An 18,727-nucleotide genomic window follows, 5' to 3' on the forward strand; every position below is an offset into this window, starting at 1 on the left:
GGTTTTTTTATTTCCTGCGCAGTGCCGAAAGTTTGATTCCTTCTACCGACATTACGATGTAAATGAAGAAAATGATCAGCAGATTGTTCAATACAAACCGGATGATTCCGTGATCCCCGTAAGGAATTTTGGTGGAAATAAAATAGATCAGAATACTCAATCCCAGGTACAGGAAAAACTTGCGCAGGTTGTACTTGATCGGGAAGTGTTTTTGTCCCCAGAAATACGAAACCACCATTTGGAATGCATAAACAATCAATGTTGCCCACGCACTGGCTTTGTATCCGTATTCGGGAATAAACAGGTAGTTAATGGTGATTGTAAGCATGGCTCCCATGATGGAAATATACGCCCCGAATTTGGTTTGATTCGTCAGCTTGTACCAGATGCTTTGGTTGAAATAAATTCCGAGGAAAACGTTTGCCAGCAACAGAACCGGCACAATGGAAAGCCCTTTCCAATAGGCTTTGGTGGAAATGAAAAATTTGAAAATATCCAGGTTCATGGAAACCACCAAAAACACAATGCAGACCATTGCAACAAAGTAGTTCATCAGTTTGACGTACAATTTATTGCGGTCCTGGTTCTTCATTTGGTTAAAGAAAAACGGTTCGGCAGCATAACGATACGCCTGCAAAAGGATCGTAACCAACATGGCTAGTTTGTAGCAGGCGCTGTAAATACCGATTTCCGCATCCGCCATTTTCGCCGTAAAACCGTTGGCAGGATCGTACAGCATTTGCTTCAGCATGATCCGGTCGATCGTTTCGTTGATAATTCCTGCAAACCCTGCAATTACAATCGGGATGGCGTAAACCAGCATTTGCTTTAGCAGCGCAGGATCAATCTTAAAGGTAATTTGGGTGAAATCCTTGCGAAGCATAACCGGTTTAACCAGGCTTGAAACCAGGTTGGCGGCCAGGATATACATCACTCCTTTTGAAGGGTCTTGCTTATCGAAAAACAACAGCAGCAAAACTACATTCAACAGGATGTTTACTCCTATTGACGAAAATTGAATGATGGCAAATTTCCGGGCATTTTCCTCTGCCCGCAATTTCGCCAGGGGCAAGCTGGATGAAGCATCAATCACTACAATGGCGCACATCAGGATGATGTATTCCGGATGGTCGCTGAAAAGCAGCAGGTCCGCAATCCCGCGGTTGAAAAAGAACATCCCGAAAAAAAACGCGACGTTCAGCAAAATGACTGTGAGAAAGCTGTTCCGAAAAATCCGCTGACGGTCTTCGTGATCCTGGATGAACCTGAAATAGGTCGTCTCCATTCCGAAAGTCAGCAGGACCATTAAAAAAGCTACAAAGGCATACAGTTGGGAAACCACTCCATAATCCGAAGGTTCTTTAAAAACCAATGTATAAAGCGGAACCAATAAGTAGTTCAGGGTTCTGCCGAGTATACTCGACAACCCGTAAACAGCCGTTTGCCCTAGCAGTTTTTTAAGCGGATTCAATTATCCTCTGAAGTTTGGTTTTCTTTTTTCGATGAATGCTGTGGTTCCTTCCTTGAAATCAGCTGTTCCGAAACACAGGCCGAATTCCTCCACTTCTTTATCAAAGCCTTTTTGTCCGCCCTCACTGTACAAAGCATTTACCGCACGGATAGCCGAAGCGATAGCAGTTCCGGAGTTTTTCAGGATTTTTCCGGCCAATTCATTTGCCAGGTCCATCAACTCTTCCGGCTCGCAAACGTGATTTACCAGGCCCCAGGATTTTGCTTCATCCGCACCGATCATTCCGGCAGTAAAAATTAATTCGTTTGCTTTTCCGCGACCTACCAATTGTGCCAAACGCTGTGTTCCACCGTATCCCGGAATTACCCCCAACGAAACTTCAGGTAGTCCCATTTTTGCATTTGCCGAAGCAATGCGGATGTGAGAAGCCATCGCCAACTCCAATCCGCCACCTAATGCAAACCCGTTTACGGCAGCAATAACCGGCGTAGTCATGTTCTCAATAAAAGAGAATAACAACTGTTGTCCCTGAGCAGCCAGTTCACGGCCTTTTTCAATGGAAAAATCTGCAAATTCTTTGATATCCGCACCTGCAACAAATGCTTTTTCACCCGATCCTGTAAGAATGACAACTCCTGTTCCTGCATCTTCGTTTGCTGCACTCAGGGCGTAATTCAATTCGGTAATGGTTTGTTTGTTTAGCGCATTTAATTGGCTTGGACGATTAATCGTAATGGTTTGGACGTGTCCGTTTTGTGACACTAAGATATTTTCGTAAGTCATTTTCAAGTCTTTTTGTAAAGGTATTCTTTTTTGGATTTAAATTTTCGGTATGCAATTCAAAAACCGCTTCAATTCTTCCGCAATTTCTTATACAACCTGATTCCCATCATCAGGGCAATTCCCACTCCGAAGAATCCGATGACTCCGCCGAGCCAGCCTAAGCTTGTTTTCAGGATAACGAGGAAAACGATCGCCACCAAAAGCAAGGTTGCTACTTCATTCCACATACGCAAATGCCCGGAAGTCCATTTGGAAGAACCATTCTTCAGGCGGTTCATAATTCCCTGGCAGATAAAATGATAAACCAATAAAACCGCAACGAAAGTCAGTTTGATATGCATCCAGGGCATTTTCAATAACGCAGGATTCGCTGTAAGCATGAGTGTTCCGAAAAGAACCGTACCAATCATAGCCGGAGTAGTGATGATGTACCACAAGCGGTTTTGCATGATGTTGAATTGATCCTGCAACACCCGTTTTTCATCCTCCGGTCTTGTATTGGCTTCCGTATGATAGATAAACAATCGTACCATGTAGAACAACCCGGCAAACCAGCTCACCACAAAAATGATGTGCAGTGCTTTCCAAACGGAGTAATGTTCAATTAAAAAATTCATCCCTGCAAAGTTAAAAAGAAACGGGAACACAAATTGTGTTCCCGTTCCCGATATCTGATTCTTTGTTGTTAAACTTTCATTCCTTTAACAACGCGGTCTTTACGTTTTGTCTTCTGAAGTTTTTTCAAACGAACCTGTAAAAATGCGCTGCTTCCTCCTGAAGCAATGGTATAAGTTTCACCACCATATTCCATGGTTCCTCCGTTGTTTTTCCAATCTGCAACCAGGTAGTATTTACCACTTGTCTGAGTTGCACGTGTTGCGAACTTCACTACACGGCCGGAACCAACTTCAAAACGAACAACTACTTCGTTGTTTGCTCCCATTTTTTCAAAAACTCCTCTTGTATTTGTAGGAATAATCACACGATCCTGTGTTTTGGATGAACTAACAACCAATTCCCCCGAACTTCCCGTTCCCTGGTTTCCGGAAGACTGATTTTTCTCCAGAATAATGTTCGAAGAAGTATAAAACTGAACCTTCGTCATATTTTCCGGTGTTAAATCAAAATCCTGTTTTACCTGGTCTGTGTAAGGAATTTTTTGAGCACAACTCGCAAGAAGAAGTGTCAAAACAGCAAAAGCAAAAATTCGTTTCATGTTTAAAAAATTTGTCGTTTTGAGACACCAAAAATAGCGCCATTTTTTAATTTCTAAGCAAATATAGTTTTTTTAATCCTCTGCATTCCGATGAAGCGGAAACAAAACCGGCCTGCTCGGCGTTGCATCATTTACGAAAGGTGCCGTTTGAAGGTTCAACATGTATTCACCATCCGGAACATCGTCAGGAATATAAATCATTTCCGTAATGGTCCGGTCGAATCGCTGATTGTCGGGAACACCCCAATATCCATGATGAAAAGCCAGTTCACCGCCGTCTTTTTCACGATCAACAGATGGCGTGTCTATCAACAAATGAATGATTCCCAACTCATCTAAAAGAGGCAAAATATCCACATCACAATAAGCCGGATTCGTATCCGAATAATTCAGGTGCATTTTCCCGGCTTCATTCGGAAGCGTGCGAATCAGCAAGGCCTCACTTTTCAGTCCCTTCAACAAACCGGAAACAGTTGCAGCAGTAATCACACGATCAACGGATCCGTCGGCTTGTACACGGATTTCCGGTGCAACGGTAATCACAACCGCGTGGTAAAGCAGTTTATCGACGATCCCGTTTACAGAATGCACTTCGGAAGTAATGTGGCCCAAACATTCCGTGTGTGTACCATGGCCATGCGGATTGAATTGAATGGAGCGAAAATTCACACTTCCGCCTTCCGCAACTGCTCCTACCCAACCGTTCTCGCGAACAGGTTCGATTACAGGTGGTGATACATACCAGGCACGGACATTTTGTTCCGATCCTTCCAACGGAATAGAACAATCTATTCCTTCATTCGTTAAAACATAGGTTCCGTTTCCGAGAAATAACTGCATAAATCTATTTAGGTAATTTAGCAATGACCTTCTTGTATTCTGAAGCAAAATCATTCACTCCCTGACAGGCCATTTCTATTCTGTAATTTTTAAAATTCTCAATTCGATTTTCCGGGTTCGGGTGTGTGCTCAGGAATTCAGGTGTGCGCGAACCTCCGGCAGCATTGATCTTTTCAAAGAACCCCGCTCCGCCGTCTGCAGCATAAACCGTCGGACAAAGGTAAGTTACCGAACCTTTATCTGCTTCCGATTCGTGGTTACGAGAGAATTTCAAACCAACCAATCCGGCAGTGATCTGCGACAATTGCTGATGATTTCCTGCAACAATCGCAAGCAATACTTCCACTCCGTACATCTGCGTCATCTGTCGTGTGGAATGGCGGAAATCAGCATGTGCAATTTCGTGACCCAATACGCCCGCCAATTGAGCTTCGTTGTCCAGGTATTTCAAAATTCCGGTGTAAACATAAATGTATCCTCCGGGAGTACAAAATGCATTCAGAGTACTGTCATCCTTGATAATGCGCAATCTCCATGCAAAATCGTCTTTGTGCTTTACCTGGCCTGAATTCAGGATGGTATTGCGGATTTTGTACAAATACTGGTATACTTCTCTATTGGAAGCTGAATCCAATAACGGATATTCTTTCGGATTTCCGTCGATTTCAGCTGCTACCTGCGCTCCCAGCTGCTTGTCTTGTTCCATGGGGAACAGATTGATCCCCGATCCCAATTTTTTGGACCCGTTACAGTTCATCAAAAAACTTGCTCCGGCAACTAATAATAAAGAAAATACAATTGCTCTTTTCATACCATTGACATTTATACAAAAATAGACTAATTCCCAAAACTTCCACTGTCAAGCGTTTATTTATAAACACCGCATATCCCGATTTTCACACTTCTTGTTTAACTTTACATAGTGGATGATAAAAAAATAGATATCGGATTAAAACTGAAAACACTTCCCGATAAGCCGGGTGTGTATCAGTATTTCGATAAAAACGGGACCATTCTTTACGTGGGAAAAGCGAAGAACCTGAAAAAACGGGTTTCTTCCTATTTCAAAAAAAACCACGAACAGGCAAAAACGTACCTGCTTGTCAGGAAGATTGCCGATATCCAATACATCGTGGTGGAGTCGGAAATGGATGCGCTTTTGCTGGAAAACAACCTCATCAAGAAATACCTTCCGAAATACAATATCCAGTTAAAAGACGATAAAACCTATCCCTGGATTTGTGTCAAAAAAGAACCGTTTCCGCGGGTTTTTTCTACGCGCATTCTTGTAAAGGACGGTTCGCGTTATTACGGCCCGTATCCAAGCGGAAGAGTCATGCACACACTTTTGGACCTGATCCGGGATTTGTTCCCGCTGCGCACCTGTGCGCTGGATCTTTCAGCCAATAAGATCGAAAAAAATGCCTACAAGGTTTGCCTGGAATACCACATCGGAAAATGCAAAGGTCCGTGTGAAGGAAAACAAAAAGCTTCCGAATACAATGGGATGATCGAACAGATCGAAGGAATTCTGAAAGGGAATATTTCCAGTGTGATTCAGAACCTGAAGCAACTCATGAACCAGGCTTCGGCTGATTTCCGGTTTGAGGAAGCGCACGATATCAAAACGCGCATTGAGATCCTGGAAAAATACAAGGCCAAATCAACGGTTGTTTCCCCGACGATTCACCATGTAGATGTGGTTTCCATGGTGGAAGACAACGACCTGTTTTTCGTGAATTACCTGGTGATCAGTCACGGGGCGATTATTCATGGAATTACGGTAGAAGTCAAGCGGAAGCTTGATGAAACGCAGGCAGATATCATCACTTTTGTGCTTCCGGAATTGCGGGAGCGTTTTCAGAGTGAAGCAAAAGAAATTCTGGTTGAAAACGACGTGGACTGGGAGATGGAAGGTGTTCGCTTTTTCGCTCCGCAGCGTGGAGATAAAAAAGCTTTGATTGATTTGTCCCTTCGAAATGCCCGGTCTTACCGCATGGAGAAGATCAAACAGGAAAAGATCAAAGATCCGGAAAAACACACCAACCGCATCCTGGAAACCATGAAAACGGACCTGCGTTTGAAAGAACTTCCCGTTCATATCGAATGTTTCGATAACTCGAATATCCAGGGAACGAACCCGGTTTCGGCCTGTGTTGTTTTCAAAGATGCAAAACCCAGCAAAAAGGATTACCGCCATTTCAATGTACAAACAGTAGAAGGACCGGACGATTTTGCCACCATGCGGGAAGCCGTTTACCGCCGCTACAGAAGATTATTGGAAGAAGATCAACCCTTGCCTCAATTGATCATTATTGACGGTGGAAAAGGACAATTAGGGGCAGCACTGGAATCTCTGGAAAAGTTAGGTCTTCGCGGAAAAATTGCCATTATAGGTATCGCGAAACGGTTGGAAGAACTATTCTATCCGGGCGATAGCCTGCCGCTTTACCTCGACAAACGTTCAGAAACCCTGAAAGTCATTCAGCACCTGCGAAACGAAGCGCACCGTTTTGGGATTACGCATCACCGCAACCGCAGAAGCAAAAGTGCCTTGAATAACGAATTGGAAACCATTCCGGGAATCGGGGAAAAAACGGTTCAGGACCTGATCCGGACTTTCAAATCCGTTAAGCGCGTGAAAGAACAAAGCGAAGAAAGTTTAGCTTCTGTTGTTGGAAAAGCAAAAGCGAAGGTGATCAAGCAGTTTTTCGGAGCTAGTTAATAACTAATTCCGTATCCTCCTCCAAGAAAAAGTAGTAACCCTGCAAGGGCTATTCCACCAAATACAATAGCTGGTATTGCAAAACCATAAGTCAATCCTTTAAATCCGTACTTTTCAGGATGCTTGCGCAGAGCACGGATTACAATGATTGCAAAAATCATCGCGATGAAAAAACCGAGTCCGACACCTATTAAAGCTTCCGCATAAAAAGTCACAAAGAACATACAGGCAATCGCGATACTCCACATCGCCCAAATTCCCCACATCAAGGGATGCATTCCCGATCTCGGCTCTTCTTCTGTCTCATCATCGGTTTCTTTCGTTACTTTGGATTTGCTCCTGTTGATTTCCCGACTCGTCTGAATTTTTATTTCGGATTTTAACGAGGATTCTTTCTCTTCGTCTTCGACCAATTGTTCCACTTCAGTCACAGGTACTAAAGTAACGACAAGTTGCTCATGACTTTCAGGTATATCTGTCAGCAAAGATTCCGGTTCAAGCGTGTCTTTCTGCACGGCGCTAATGTCCGTCGATTTCTTTCCCCTGCTTTCCTCTTCCGGATCAGGTGATGTTTTGATTTTCCGGTTCCATTCCACATGGTATCCAGTTCCAAAATGGCGTTTTGTAATGGTGCAGGAACATACAAGCATTCCGCAGATGAGAAAAAATAAGCGCTTTTTCATCCTGTAAGTTTGTGCTCCAAAGAAACAAACTGCTCATTAAAAACAAGTTGCGATTTTCCGTACTTAGGTTCTTAATTGTATGGTTTGTTCCTATTAAGATTTTGAACCTTTGATCTTTAAACTTTGAACTTTCCTACAGCTTATAACTCAACTGCAACATGAAGCTTCTCGAAGCCTGGATATCTCCCGGCCGGGTCATGTATTCCGCATTTGCAATGTTGTTCACGATAAACGCAATTTTGTACTTCTCCTTGTAGCAATAACCGATACGCGCATCAAAAACGATGGAAACCCCGTTGTGTTCAGAGCGGTAATTTTTCAGTCCCGGAAGGATTTCCTGGCCCAAAAACCCGTTTTCAAAAATCGCGTCGATGTTCTTCATGTAGCTGTTCATACGCATTGATCCTCCGATACTGATTCCTTTGTACTCCAGTTGGATATCTGCTTTCGCCAAGTGGTTGAAACGGTATTTCAACATATTGGATGTTGTATCCGAAAATGTGGAACGGTAAACAGAATCCCGGTTTTTGGAGATCGGATTCATGTAGGTGTAACCCAACAAGGTCAATACTCTTACTTCTCCGATCTTGCCTTCGCCGGAGATGGAAATTTCCGCACCTGTAATTTCCGCCGACTCAGCGTTTTGCGCGCGGAATCCGAACCATTTTTTGAAATATCCCGGAGCATTCGGATTCAAACTGAAGGGAATCGAATCCGGTTTGTAAAATCCGAAGGTAAACTCCATCATGTTGTCGTAGTGGTTAACGAAACCGGCCACATCCACAAATCCTTTCCAGTTTCCGATCTTCACTCCCTGCTTCACACCAAGTTCCGCCGCCCAGCCTGTTTCCGGTTTCAAAGCGGGATTGGCGAAAATAAGCAAGCCGCCCACCGAAGTGGTCGTGTATCTTTCGGCAACACTCGGATAGCGAACTCCCTGTCCGAAGGAAGCGCGTAAATGCGTATGTTTTGCTACCGCATAATGAATTCCGGCTCTGAGGATCGGTCTGATCGGCATTTTCTTCGTAGAGTCTTTTCCGAAATAATAATACGAATCTCCTTGTCTTCCGTCCTGTTCAAAATACTCGCCGCGGATTCCGGCAACAATATTCACTTTCTTCCAGTTCTTCTCTCCCTGCAGGTACAATGCTCCGTTCAGGGAATTGTGATCTCCGAATAAGTACGATGTGACTTCATTGGCAATGGCTGTAACTCCTGTTGTCAACACCCAGGAATTATTGTTCCAGCCACGCTGAAACTGGTAATCGCCGTACCAAACTTCCGATTTGGAGCTTTGGGAAAGGTTCGTGTAATTCTTGTTGTCGATGAAATAAAGCCGGCCTCTCAACTGGTGTCTGTTCCCGAATTTATCTACGTATTTGACACTTGGGTCTACAGACACACGCACGCCACGATTATACGTTAAACTCGAACCGGCCACACTCGTATCTGCACCTCCAAACGGCTGGTAAGCCAGCGAGTCGCTTTGCCAGATAATGAAATTGCCTGCTTTTTGCAATTGGGCATTCCAACCAAGTGAAGCCTTGAAATTTTTGATCTTTTTAGGCCGGTAGCTGATCGTTCCGTTGAATCTTCCGCGATCTTCGGTTTCTCCCTGCCGGTAACCATCATTGGTGTAGCCATAAGCACCGATTGTCAGACCAAACCGCCCGAATTGCTTTGAAAAGGTCAAATCTCCCTGGTAAAACGCCGGATTTTTATTCCACCACTTCAGGCTGGCACGTTTCGGATTATCATAAACTCCTCCCTGTACTTGTACGTTCAGGCTGGCTTTTTCGGTCGGTTCGCGTTCAATCAATGAGATCATCCCGTTTAAAGCTCCCGAGCCATACAATACGGAAGAAGCTCCTTTGATAACTTCAATTTGCTGTGCATTCTCGATCGGAATGGAATTCCATTTGGCATCTCCTACATCCGCAGAAAGCAGCGGAATTTCATTCCACAGAACCAACACCCGGCTTCCTGCCCCGTATGTAAACCCGCTTCCACCCCGGATACTAACCTGTCCGTCCATCGTATAAGCACCCGGAACCTGGTCTACCGCCTGTTCCAGGTCCGTAATTCCTTTATTGGCGATGAGTTCCGGTTTAATGATGTCCAGGGAAATGGTCAATTCCTGCACAGATTGTTTTCTGCGGGACGCTGCTACGACAACCGGCCCGATATCCTGAACCGGTGCAAGAGGTTTTAAGCGAATTGTTTCGATTCGAGTGGAAGTAATCGTAATTGTATCCGGATAATAATCTGTTGCTGAAATAATACACGTTGCCGGAAAGGAATCGACCGTAATTGAAAATTGCCCGTTTTCATCGGCAAAAGCACTCGTTCCACCTACAATTTCCAGCTGGGCAAAAGGAACGTTTTCGTTGGTTTCTTCGTCAAAAACAGTCCCGACAATTTGTTGAGAAAAAAGTGTGATCGGGGTTAAAAAAAGTAGAAGTAGCACTTGTTTCATACGGGTGTTTTTTCTTATATTCAAGAGACCAAAGTACCAAAAAATTGAATTTTACAACTATTCATCATCAAATTGCACTTACCTTTTTAAGTGGTATCGGAAGTCGAAGAGCACGGGTAATCGTTTCACATTTCAATGATCTGGAGGAATTCTTCGCGGAAAAGCGCCTGAACCTGGCAAAAATTCCCGGTATTCCCGCAGATTTTGTTTCCATGAAACTGAGGCTGAATGCGTTGACGGAAGCAGATAAAGTACTCCTGGAACTGGAACGCATCGGTGGAAAAACCGTTTTTTTCACCGAGAAAAACTACCCGCGCAGGCTGAAGCAATGCGCAGACGCCCCTTTGTTGCTTTACACGAAGGGCAACATCGAGTGGAATCCGGACAAACTGGTTTCCATTGTGGGTACACGCCATGCCACGGATTATGGAAAAGCACTTACGCACGAACTCATTGAAGGCCTGGCTGCACAGCATATAACGATCGTTAGCGGGATGGCTTACGGAATAGACATTTATGCACATATCGAAGCTTTGAAACACAACCTTCCTACCTGGGGCGTATTGGGTCATGGCCTGGCGAAGATGTATCCGGGCGAACACCGGAAAATTGCGGATCGCATGCTGGAAACCGGCGGAATCATCAGTGAGTTCATTCCATCACAAAAACCGGAACCACAACATTTTCCCATGAGAAACAGGATCGTTGCCGGTTTGACAGATGCCACCATTGTTATTGAAAGCGGAGACAAAGGAGGTTCTTTAATCACCGCTTCACTGGCTTCGGATTACAACCGGGATGTTTTCGCCTATCCGGGAGATATTTCCAGGCCCTATTCGAAAGGATGTTTGAGCCTGATCCAAAAAAACCAGGCAACACTGATCCGGAATTCGGAGGATTTGATCCGGAGCATGAATTGGGAAACAGAAGAACCATCTTCCGGCAAGCAACGATCTTTGTTTGTGGACCTCAACCTGCGCGAAGAAAAAATTATCGCTGTGATGAAAACAAAACCGGAGCTCACTTTAGACACCATCGGTTACTTATCCTCTTTGAGCGTGAGTGAAGTTTCCAGTGACTTATTGAGTCTGGAATTCAAAGGCCTGGTCCGTTCTCTTCCCGGCAGGCGCTTTCAACTTATACACTAAATAACAAGTGTGTTTGCGCTTAAATTCCTATTTTAGGGGCCATTAAACTAGAAAAATGAGAAAACATCTTTTATTTGGAGCGCTGGCTCTGAGTACCCAAATTACCTTTGGACAAACCGTAACAAACGCCACAGATAGTAAGTACCAATTCACCAAAGTTGTTCAGCTGGATGCAAATCCGGTGGAAAACCAGGGAATGACAGGAACATGCTGGAGCTTTTCATCCCTTTCCTTCTTCGAAAGTGAATTGATCCGTCTGGGGCATAAAAATCCTGCGGAACTATCTGAAATGTATATTGTTCGTAAAGCTTACGAATCAAAAGCTGACCGTTATATCCGCATGGACGGAAAAATCAACTTCAGTGAAGGTGGAGCCTTCCATGATATTCCTTACGTAATCAAACGCTACGGGATTGTTCCAAAAAGTGTTTACACCGGGTTGATGAACGGAAAAACAACTTACAACCACGAAGAATTGTTCTCCGTATTGAACAGCTTCATGCAGACCGTTCTTGCTGAAGTACAAAAAGGACACGGAATCGGGAAAGAGTGGAAAAAAGCGTTTTCTTCTTTGCTGGATGCTTATTTAGGTCCGGATGTGACAGAATTTACATTCGAAGGAAAGAAATACACTCCGATGACTTACGCCAGTTCTTTAGGTTTGAAAATGAACGATTATGTTTCGATCACTTCTTTCAGCAACGATCCGTTCTATGAGCCTTGTGAGATCGCCATTCCTGACAACTGGGCCTGGGGAGACAGCTACAACGTTCCTTTGGAAGACATGGTAACTGTTGCAGAAACTGCCTTGAAAAACGGTTACACATTGGCTTGGGGAGCAGACGTTTCCGAGAAAGGTTTCAACTTCCGCCAGGGAATTGCAATCGTACCGGAAGATGAATCTACTATTCAAACACGTGGAAAAGACAACAAATCTTTCAACGATGCAGGAGCTGCTAAAACATCCAATGCCTTTTTGGAGCCTGTAAAAGAAAAAGTAATCACACAGGAATTGCGCCAGGACGGTTACGACGGAAAAGTGACAACAGACGATCACGGAATGCACATCGTTGGTTTATTTAAAGATCAAAACGGAACCCGTTACTTCCTGGTTAAAAACTCCTGGGGGACAGACAATTTACCTCAAGGATACCTGTATGTTTCCGAGAATTATTTCCGTTTGAAAACCATCAATATTTACCTAAATAAAGACGGTTTATCCAAGGACTTGAAATTAAAACTAAAATTATAAGTAAATAGTTTGCAGGATACAGTTTTTTTGTTAGATTTGTCACATTACCACAAATTATTATAACATGGAAAGACTAACACCCGCTGAAGAGAAAGTCATGTTACGACTTTGGAAACTGGAAAAAGCAACAGTAAAGGAAATTGTTGACATGTATCCGAATCCAAAACCCGCTTACAACACTGTCTCAACTATCGTAAGAATCCTCGAGCGAAAAAAATTCATCAAGCACAAACCAATGGGAAGAGGTTACATTTACCTTCCGAAAATTGGCCGCGAGCAGTACCGCGATTATTTAGCGGACTACATTTTGAAGTTTTACTTTGACGGAAGCCGGAACGAAATCGTTTCTTTCTACAACAGTAATGTTTCGCTCAACGAAATTTTATAATGCACACCAACCCCGGTCTCATCGCCGGGGTTTTTTATTTAGTCAGAAATTACAATCTCGGGATTCAGCTTCAGAATTTCTTTTATAAACGAGTCATTGGTCCTGGGGCTGATATAGATTTCGTCGTATTTACCGTATTTGATAATTAATCCTTTTGAAGCGGTAGCCGGTTTCATTCCCGTGTAAAGTGTTTTTCCCTTTTCGATTTCCCGGATTGCATCTATCCGGATTTTCCCCCTAATGGGGCCGCTGCGGTAAATCAATTCTGTTTCGGTTAACTGGTAATACGTTCCGAAATAAATCCACAACAGCAAAGTAACGATGAGACTCACAGGTATAAAGACCCAGAAATCCGGTTTTTCCAGCCAGCCAAAAACAATTCCAAAAACTGAAAATGAAATCACTAAAGCTGAGAAGCCGAGGACAAGAATATGGAATAAGACACTTTTTCTACTGGAGAACTTCATAAAAAGATGTTGTATCGTTCTTCAAAGTTAGTGAATCCTGTTCGAGCGTTCGAGGATTCCCGAATTCTATAGCTATCGAAACGAACTATGGCTTAACCATCCTGATTTACTTATTCAACAATCAATCGCGTGAGCGACTTAGACCCGTTTTGGGTAATTTCCACCAAATAACACCCTGCTTTCAAATTTGTGTTCAATTGAACCTCGTTTTCATTCAATTCCTTTTGATAAACCAATTTCCCTTGCAGGTCGCTGATTTTCACATGCGCTTTCGAAGCACTCAAACCGGAGATCGTGATTGTTCCTCCCATCTGTGAAGGATTCGGGAAAATTTCAATTCCTGTTAATTTATTGTCCGAAATTCCCAAAACGCCGTCAATCACAAAGTTGTCGATGTATAGATTGTTGGAATGATTCGACGCAACAAATTCAAACTTGAAACGCGTTTTGGTATCGGTCAACAGCGAAGTATAAGGAAACGAAACATGTTTCCACTGATTGGGGGCGGGTGCAAAATTAGAACTTTGAGAAGCAAAAGCAGTAACGAGTGCCGTATCCACAATTGTTTGTTTCAACACCCACGTTTTTCCGCAATCGCGGGAAGCATAAACCTTCAACACTTCTGTAATGGCATTCTGAGCAGCGGCCGATCCGTAAGCGTAATCGAAAGAAACCTCAAGTCCGGTCGATGTGGAAAGATCGAAAGCAGGTGAAACCAGGTTGTCTTTGCTTTGATTGATCTGTGCCGGATCTCCCTGGTAACAATTCATACTATCCGTTTCGTAATGATTTCCCAGCAGAAAACAACCGGTATTCTGAACTCCATTTGTGGGAATCCGCTGGAAGTATCCGTTATCGTCCTGCATATTCTGACTCTGCCAAAAAGCGCTTGAAGCATTAAAATCCTGTACGGTCGGACCTGTAAATTCCGGCCAGCTTCCGCTCACATAGATCATTGCGGTTCGGGTGGTAGTGGTTGAACCATTCTGGTTCGTTGCCGTTAGGGTCACATCATAGTACCCGGGATTTGCATAGGTAACAACAGGGTCTTCAATGGTCGAAGTCGCGGGAGAACCTCCGGGAAATGACCAGGAATAAGTAGTTGTGGCAGAAGGAACTAATCCGTTTTGAGTAGTAAACTGGACATCATCACCTGCACAGATCATTCCGTAAGTATAGGGACTTCCACTTGTGTTGTTACTCAAAATGGAAAAATTCGAGTGTGGCAAAGCTGTTGAAGCAGGCTGTACTCCCGGACCTGTTCCGGTTGCTATCAGATTCGCATTGGTCCATAACTGATCTCTTCCGTAAAACGGACTTTCTGCCACATTGCGCATCAATTCGACCTGGCCATTCGTAAACATTCTGGTGCAGAAAGAAAATTCCATGAAATTTTCAACGTTGTCTCTCGGGTCAAATCCCCAATACCCGAAGCTGGCTGCATCATTGGTATCGTCGCAGGAATTGATATTTGGCTGGCAGGAACTATTCCCTTTTGAAACAGGAGTATCGGTTATCCCATCCGAATAATTACAGGTCTGGCCCAAATTCTGATCTCCCCAGGTATGGAACAGCCCAAAGTAATGGCCCATTTCGTGCGTCAGGGAATGACCTACAAATGGGGATGCCGTTCCAACGGAACCGGTATAATTATGAAGCATCATGATTCCCTGTGCACAAGGATCCATACTTACCAACGGATTAGAAGTAAATGCGGCAACTCCCTGGTAGGAAAAGCTTTTCACAAGCCAAATATTGACATAGCTCAAAGGATCCCACTGATTGATCATGGAAGATTGATTTGCCATATTGGTCAAGGGGCTAAAAATCCGGTCGATTCCGGTGGTGGGATTTCCGCTGGGGTCGATGGTTGCCAGGCGGAATTCGAAATTCACCTTCCCGATGATCGTATCAAAAGGAGCTGTTACAAACGAGGTGTCTGCATTCAGTTTTTGAAAGTCTTCGTTCAGGATGCGCATCACATCTTCTATCTGTGCATCAGAGATATTTTCGTAACCATTTTGGTGAAGCACGTGAAAAACCACCGGGATAATCTTCAGATCTGTAGATTTTTGAGCGTGTTCTATAAGTGATTTCGCTTGCTTGAGTGATATGGTGGTCGGATCATCGTGTTTGCAACCCAGGTGGTTTGCCTGTGCGGAACTATTCAAAGAATATAGTAGCAATCCGATAGTCAGAAAGATTGATTTCATGTACGCAGTAATTAAAGTTGGGGGAAACTACATCTTTTATTTGACTCCCAAAAGCGGGTGCGAAAGGCATTGATTTAAGAGTGGATGTGATTGAGCAAAAGGAAAATAGTCTGATCCGGTGAGGATCTGAAGATTTTATTATTCGATGAATGGTGAGTAGCCTTGTTTGGTCTTTTTTAACACAATGTGTATTTCTTGTTAAAATAGTAAATTTATTGGGTATCAGTGAAATAAGGTCATACATTAGACCTATCCGGAAGAAATGACCGGGTTGCTCACAACTATTCACATCCGTTATTTAACCGGCCAATCCGTAACACCGGATAGTCGCCTGAACAATCAGATGGTTTTTAATCTAAAAATGTACTGCGTAAGTTGGTAGTAATATGGCTTTGCCCGTTTTACACCACTAATTGATAATGCTCGTCGGGTAAACCGACATAGTCAATAGAACCTATGACCTCGATCGGGGCAGGGCTTGCAATCGAATGGGCTGATCCGTTCATGCAGGCTTCATGCAACATGTTTTATGATGACTATGAAAACAAACTGGCACACACTATCACTCAACAGGAGATCCAGGCATCCTCCCTGATCTGTGGATTTCACTAGAAATTACTACGATCAAATTACTATTTACATTAAAATGAATCAAAATGAAATTTAAATACCTTTTAGTTGTTTCGGCGATTTGCCTTTTCAGCGAAAGTGCTTTGTCACAGACCAAAAATGTTCCACCGGGAAGCATGGGATATTCCTGGGGTTACGGAACCTCCAATATTTTAGGTGGAACAACGATCCCGATCTCAGCTGCACCTTACCAGGTTTCCATGGAAATAGGCGGAAGCCATGCCTGCGGAGGTTCTATTATTGCCGACCGCTGGATCCTTACCGCTGCACACTGCGTTGTATTAGGCGGAGCAACCACATCCAATACGGTAATCCATGCAGGAAGCAACGACCAGACCAGCAGTGCCGGCCAGAATATTTCCGTAGATGCGATCTATACACACCCGAGCTACAATAGTTCCACATCGGAAAATGATATCGCTTTGCTGCACCTTTCTTCGCCGTTGACATTCAATAACAATGTCATGCCGATTGAATACGCAAACAGTTGTAACACCAAACCGGCCGATTATACTGCAGGGAATCCTGTTTATTTATCCGGTTGGGGAATCACATGTAATAGCTGTGGTGTTGCAACTTTTTTACAGGGCTTATCGATTCCTTTTGTTTCGAATGCAACTGCAATGGCGATCAACGTAGCGTATAATTCTGCTTACACTGCAAACATTTCGTCGAATATGATTGCCTTCTACAATTCCGGAACAGGAGCAGGGCCGGGTGATAGTGGTGGGCCGGCAGTGATTGATAAAAATGGGAACAAAATTAACCTGGGTGCTTCAAGCTGGGGATATTGGCCGAAAGATCAATTGCCGACCGTTTACACCAACGTAAGAAATTACGCCAGCTGGATTCAAAGTATTACAGGATTTTCCATCAGTGATCCGGGATTGGATTTGTATTCCAAAGATAAACCCTGGGACATGGGGTTTGAGCCGAGCAATGTTACCAACCTCTGGGAAAGTGAAGACATCTGGGTACGCAGGCAAAATGACGGGATCGCGAATCAGGTGCACCAGGATCCGGAATATTATACGCTTCCGGGAAATCACGATTACGTATATGTGAGAGTGAGAAACAGAGGATGTGTGGCATCTACCGGAACGGAACAGATAACTTTGAATTGGGCGAAGGCTGCAACAGCTTTATCATGGCCGGCCAACTGGAATGGCTCCATACTAACCAGCGGAGGTTTCCCGCTTGGAGGTGTGATCGGAACAGCGACTTTGCCGGTCATTCAGCCGGGAAATGCTGCTATTATTACATTCCAATGGGATCCGCCGAATCCTGCAAATTATGTTGGCGGTTTAACAACCGATCCATCCCTGTTTTGGGCAGAAGAGCCACATCACTTTTGTTTGTTGTCACGAATTGTTGCATCCGGAGATCCGATGACCGTTGCTGAAACACCGAATCTGGGAAGCAATGTAAATAACAATAACAACATCGTCTGGAAAAACTTGTCTGTAGTAGATCTGAATCCTAGCAATATTTCACCGGGAGGAACGATCCACACCGGTGCTACCGTGCTGGTCGGTGATGCCTGGAACCAGGGAGGAGTATACACGATTGAATTCGCAAATCCTACCTGGATTACCGGAAATCCGATCACCCAAGAGGCGGAAATTAAGGTAAAGCTAGACGCACCTTTGTGGGCAAAATGGGCACAGGGCGGTTATCAAGCCGAAAATGTGGAAGTAGTGAATCCACAGGAGCATCTGGTACAGCTTTTTGGACATCATTCTGCGCTTAAAAATTTGCCGTTCCTGCCAAATGAACGAAATTTAATCAATGTCAGCTTCAATTTCCTGACCCAGCAAGCGACGAACCAAAATGAGTTTGATTTTTCTGTTATTCAGCGAACGAGTGCGGATAACCGGATTGTGGGTGGAGAAACCTATAAAATCTATAAGGAGCAGAAAAGAACCCTTTTCGTAGCTGATGCAGGTGGTGACAAAGAAATAGAACAGCTGAACAGCACTACGCTAAGCGCTTATCCGATCGGCGAGCAGGCTGTCTATAACTGGTACGATGAAAAAGGTAACCTGGTTTATACCGGTGAAGACTTTACAGTTTCTCCGGAAGTTACAACCAAGTATAAACTGGAGGTAATTGCTTCTCTTGATGGATTTAAGGATTATGACGAAGTGGAGGTAAAAGTCAAAGAATATGCAATTACCAACATCTCACCGAACCCGTCAAGCAGCATCATCAATATCGATTACAGAGCACAAAAAGCACAATCGGCCTATGTGATGATCGTACCGTTGTTTGCAGGAACATCGAATCAGTATCTGTTAAACACGTCTGAAACTTCCAAAAGAATTGATGTTTCAAACTACGTGCCGGGCCAATATGCCGTGGTCTTGATTTGCGATGGCAATGTTGTTGACTACAAAAATATTTTAGTACAATAATTCTATTACCAAAGGCAAGGC

The 18,727-nt window shown here is 43.9% G+C and carries 16 protein-coding genes; 6 read left to right on the plus strand and 10 right to left on the minus strand.

All coding sequences use genetic code 11. The annotated features are described in order from the left end of the window. Window positions 1-7 precede the first annotated feature (7 nt). The 6 genes from ABDW02_RS12650 to ABDW02_RS12675 form a co-directional block, all read right to left on the minus strand. Window positions 8-1,471, minus strand: a complete 1,464-nt coding sequence (locus tag ABDW02_RS12650) for an oligosaccharide flippase family protein (RefSeq protein WP_343634928.1) — start codon at window positions 1,469-1,471, stop codon at window positions 8-10. Beyond that, complete coding sequence (locus tag ABDW02_RS12655) at window positions 1,472-2,254, minus strand: enoyl-CoA hydratase-related protein (protein WP_343634930.1); 783 nt, start codon at window positions 2,252-2,254, stop codon at window positions 1,472-1,474. It lies immediately after the preceding gene. A gap of 68 nt (window positions 2,255-2,322) precedes the next feature. After that, a complete protein-coding gene (gene hemJ, locus ABDW02_RS12660; protein ID WP_343634932.1) occupies window positions 2,323-2,871 on the minus strand; it encodes a protoporphyrinogen oxidase HemJ in 549 nt (182 codons plus the stop codon). Window positions 2,872-2,939: 68 nt separating this feature from the next. After that, the gene (locus ABDW02_RS12665) at window positions 2,940-3,470 is read right to left on the minus strand and encodes a hypothetical protein (protein WP_343634934.1); all 531 of its coding nucleotides are present in this window, start codon (window positions 3,468-3,470) and stop codon (window positions 2,940-2,942) included. Between the two features lie 72 nt (window positions 3,471-3,542). Beyond that, window positions 3,543-4,310, minus strand: a complete 768-nt coding sequence (locus tag ABDW02_RS12670; protein ID WP_343634936.1) for a cyclase family protein — start codon at window positions 4,308-4,310, stop codon at window positions 3,543-3,545. Between the two features lie 4 nt (window positions 4,311-4,314). Continuing rightward, complete coding sequence (locus tag ABDW02_RS12675; RefSeq protein WP_343634938.1) at window positions 4,315-5,121, minus strand: M48 family metalloprotease; 807 nt, start codon at window positions 5,119-5,121, stop codon at window positions 4,315-4,317. A 111-nt stretch (window positions 5,122-5,232) separates the two neighbouring features. Between ABDW02_RS12675 and uvrC the strand changes: the two genes are divergently transcribed. Next, on the plus strand, window positions 5,233-7,035 hold the full coding sequence (gene uvrC / locus ABDW02_RS12680) for an excinuclease ABC subunit UvrC (RefSeq protein ID WP_343634939.1): 1,803 nt from the start codon (window positions 5,233-5,235) through the stop codon (window positions 7,033-7,035). Here uvrC and ABDW02_RS12685 read toward each other — a convergent pair. Continuing rightward, a complete protein-coding gene (locus ABDW02_RS12685) occupies window positions 7,032-7,718 on the minus strand; it encodes a hypothetical protein (RefSeq protein WP_343634941.1) in 687 nt (228 codons plus the stop codon). The two genes, uvrC and ABDW02_RS12685, sit on opposite strands and share 4 nt — an antisense overlap. Window positions 7,719-7,851: 133 nt before the next feature. Continuing rightward, window positions 7,852-10,194, minus strand: coding sequence for a TonB-dependent receptor (locus ABDW02_RS12690; RefSeq protein WP_343634943.1), 2,343 nt, complete (start codon window positions 10,192-10,194; stop codon window positions 7,852-7,854). 44 nt (window positions 10,195-10,238) lie between these two features. Here ABDW02_RS12690 and dprA point away from each other — a divergent pair, with 44 nt between their 5' ends. From dprA to ABDW02_RS12705, 3 genes are all read left to right on the plus strand, one after another. Continuing rightward, window positions 10,239-11,342, plus strand: a complete 1,104-nt coding sequence (gene dprA, locus ABDW02_RS12695) for a DNA-processing protein DprA (protein ID WP_343634945.1) — start codon at window positions 10,239-10,241, stop codon at window positions 11,340-11,342. Window positions 11,343-11,397: 55 nt separating this feature from the next. Beyond that, on the plus strand, window positions 11,398-12,594 hold the full coding sequence (locus tag ABDW02_RS12700) for a C1 family peptidase (RefSeq protein WP_343634947.1): 1,197 nt from the start codon (window positions 11,398-11,400) through the stop codon (window positions 12,592-12,594). 64 nt (window positions 12,595-12,658) lie between these two features. Then, a complete protein-coding gene (locus tag ABDW02_RS12705) occupies window positions 12,659-12,982 on the plus strand; it encodes a BlaI/MecI/CopY family transcriptional regulator (RefSeq protein WP_343634949.1) in 324 nt (107 codons plus the stop codon). 38 nt (window positions 12,983-13,020) lie between these two features. On the opposite strand, the gene ABDW02_RS12710 is transcribed toward ABDW02_RS12705, so the two are convergent. Both ABDW02_RS12710 and ABDW02_RS12715 read right to left on the minus strand, forming a co-directional pair. Then, window positions 13,021-13,449 (minus strand): PH domain-containing protein, encoded by a 429-nt coding sequence (locus ABDW02_RS12710; RefSeq protein WP_343634951.1) that lies wholly within the window; start codon window positions 13,447-13,449, stop codon window positions 13,021-13,023. Window positions 13,450-13,559: 110 nt separating this feature from the next. Beyond that, a complete protein-coding gene (locus ABDW02_RS12715) occupies window positions 13,560-15,662 on the minus strand; it encodes a M43 family zinc metalloprotease (RefSeq protein ID WP_343634953.1) in 2,103 nt (700 codons plus the stop codon). A 456-nt stretch (window positions 15,663-16,118) separates the two neighbouring features. Between ABDW02_RS12715 and ABDW02_RS12720 the strand changes: the two genes are divergently transcribed. Together ABDW02_RS12720 and ABDW02_RS12725 are read left to right on the plus strand one after the other, a co-directional pair. Then, the gene (locus ABDW02_RS12720) at window positions 16,119-16,274 is read left to right on the plus strand and encodes a hypothetical protein (RefSeq protein WP_343634955.1); all 156 of its coding nucleotides are present in this window, start codon (window positions 16,119-16,121) and stop codon (window positions 16,272-16,274) included. A gap of 44 nt (window positions 16,275-16,318) precedes the next feature. Continuing rightward, window positions 16,319-18,706 carry a DUF1986 domain-containing protein gene (locus tag ABDW02_RS12725; RefSeq protein WP_343634957.1) on the plus strand — a complete coding sequence of 796 codons (2,388 nt, stop codon included), beginning with the start codon at window positions 16,319-16,321 and terminating at the stop codon, window positions 18,704-18,706. Window positions 18,707-18,727 lie beyond the last annotated feature (21 nt).

This window comes from Fluviicola sp. (genome assembly GCF_039596395.1).
Lineage (GTDB): Bacteria > Bacteroidota > Bacteroidia > Flavobacteriales_D > Crocinitomicaceae > Fluviicola.

Coding starts and splice junctions, on each gene's coding strand:
- ABDW02_RS12665 (WP_343634934.1), bottom strand. CDS start 3,470: ATGAAACGAATTTTTGCTTTTGCTGTTTTGACACTTCTTCTTGCGAGT.
- ABDW02_RS12690 (WP_343634943.1), bottom strand. CDS start 10,194: ATGAAACAAGTGCTACTTCTACTTTTTTTAACCCCGATCACACTTTTT.
- ABDW02_RS12705 (WP_343634949.1), top strand. CDS start 12,659: ATGGAAAGACTAACACCCGCTGAAGAGAAAGTCATGTTACGACTTTGG.
- ABDW02_RS12670 (WP_343634936.1), bottom strand. CDS start 4,310: ATGCAGTTATTTCTCGGAAACGGAACCTATGTTTTAACGAATGAAGGA.
- ABDW02_RS12725 (WP_343634957.1), top strand. CDS start 16,319: ATGAAATTTAAATACCTTTTAGTTGTTTCGGCGATTTGCCTTTTCAGC.
- ABDW02_RS12675 (WP_343634938.1), bottom strand. CDS start 5,121: ATGAAAAGAGCAATTGTATTTTCTTTATTATTAGTTGCCGGAGCAAGT.
- hemJ (WP_343634932.1), bottom strand. CDS start 2,871: ATGAATTTTTTAATTGAACATTACTCCGTTTGGAAAGCACTGCACATC.
- ABDW02_RS12720 (WP_343634955.1), top strand. CDS start 16,119: ATGACCTCGATCGGGGCAGGGCTTGCAATCGAATGGGCTGATCCGTTC.
- ABDW02_RS12655 (WP_343634930.1), bottom strand. CDS start 2,254: ATGACTTACGAAAATATCTTAGTGTCACAAAACGGACACGTCCAAACC.
- ABDW02_RS12715 (WP_343634953.1), bottom strand. CDS start 15,662: ATGAAATCAATCTTTCTGACTATCGGATTGCTACTATATTCTTTGAAT.
- ABDW02_RS12700 (WP_343634947.1), top strand. CDS start 11,398: ATGAGAAAACATCTTTTATTTGGAGCGCTGGCTCTGAGTACCCAAATT.
- ABDW02_RS12685 (WP_343634941.1), bottom strand. CDS start 7,718: ATGAAAAAGCGCTTATTTTTTCTCATCTGCGGAATGCTTGTATGTTCC.
- ABDW02_RS12710 (WP_343634951.1), bottom strand. CDS start 13,449: ATGAAGTTCTCCAGTAGAAAAAGTGTCTTATTCCATATTCTTGTCCTC.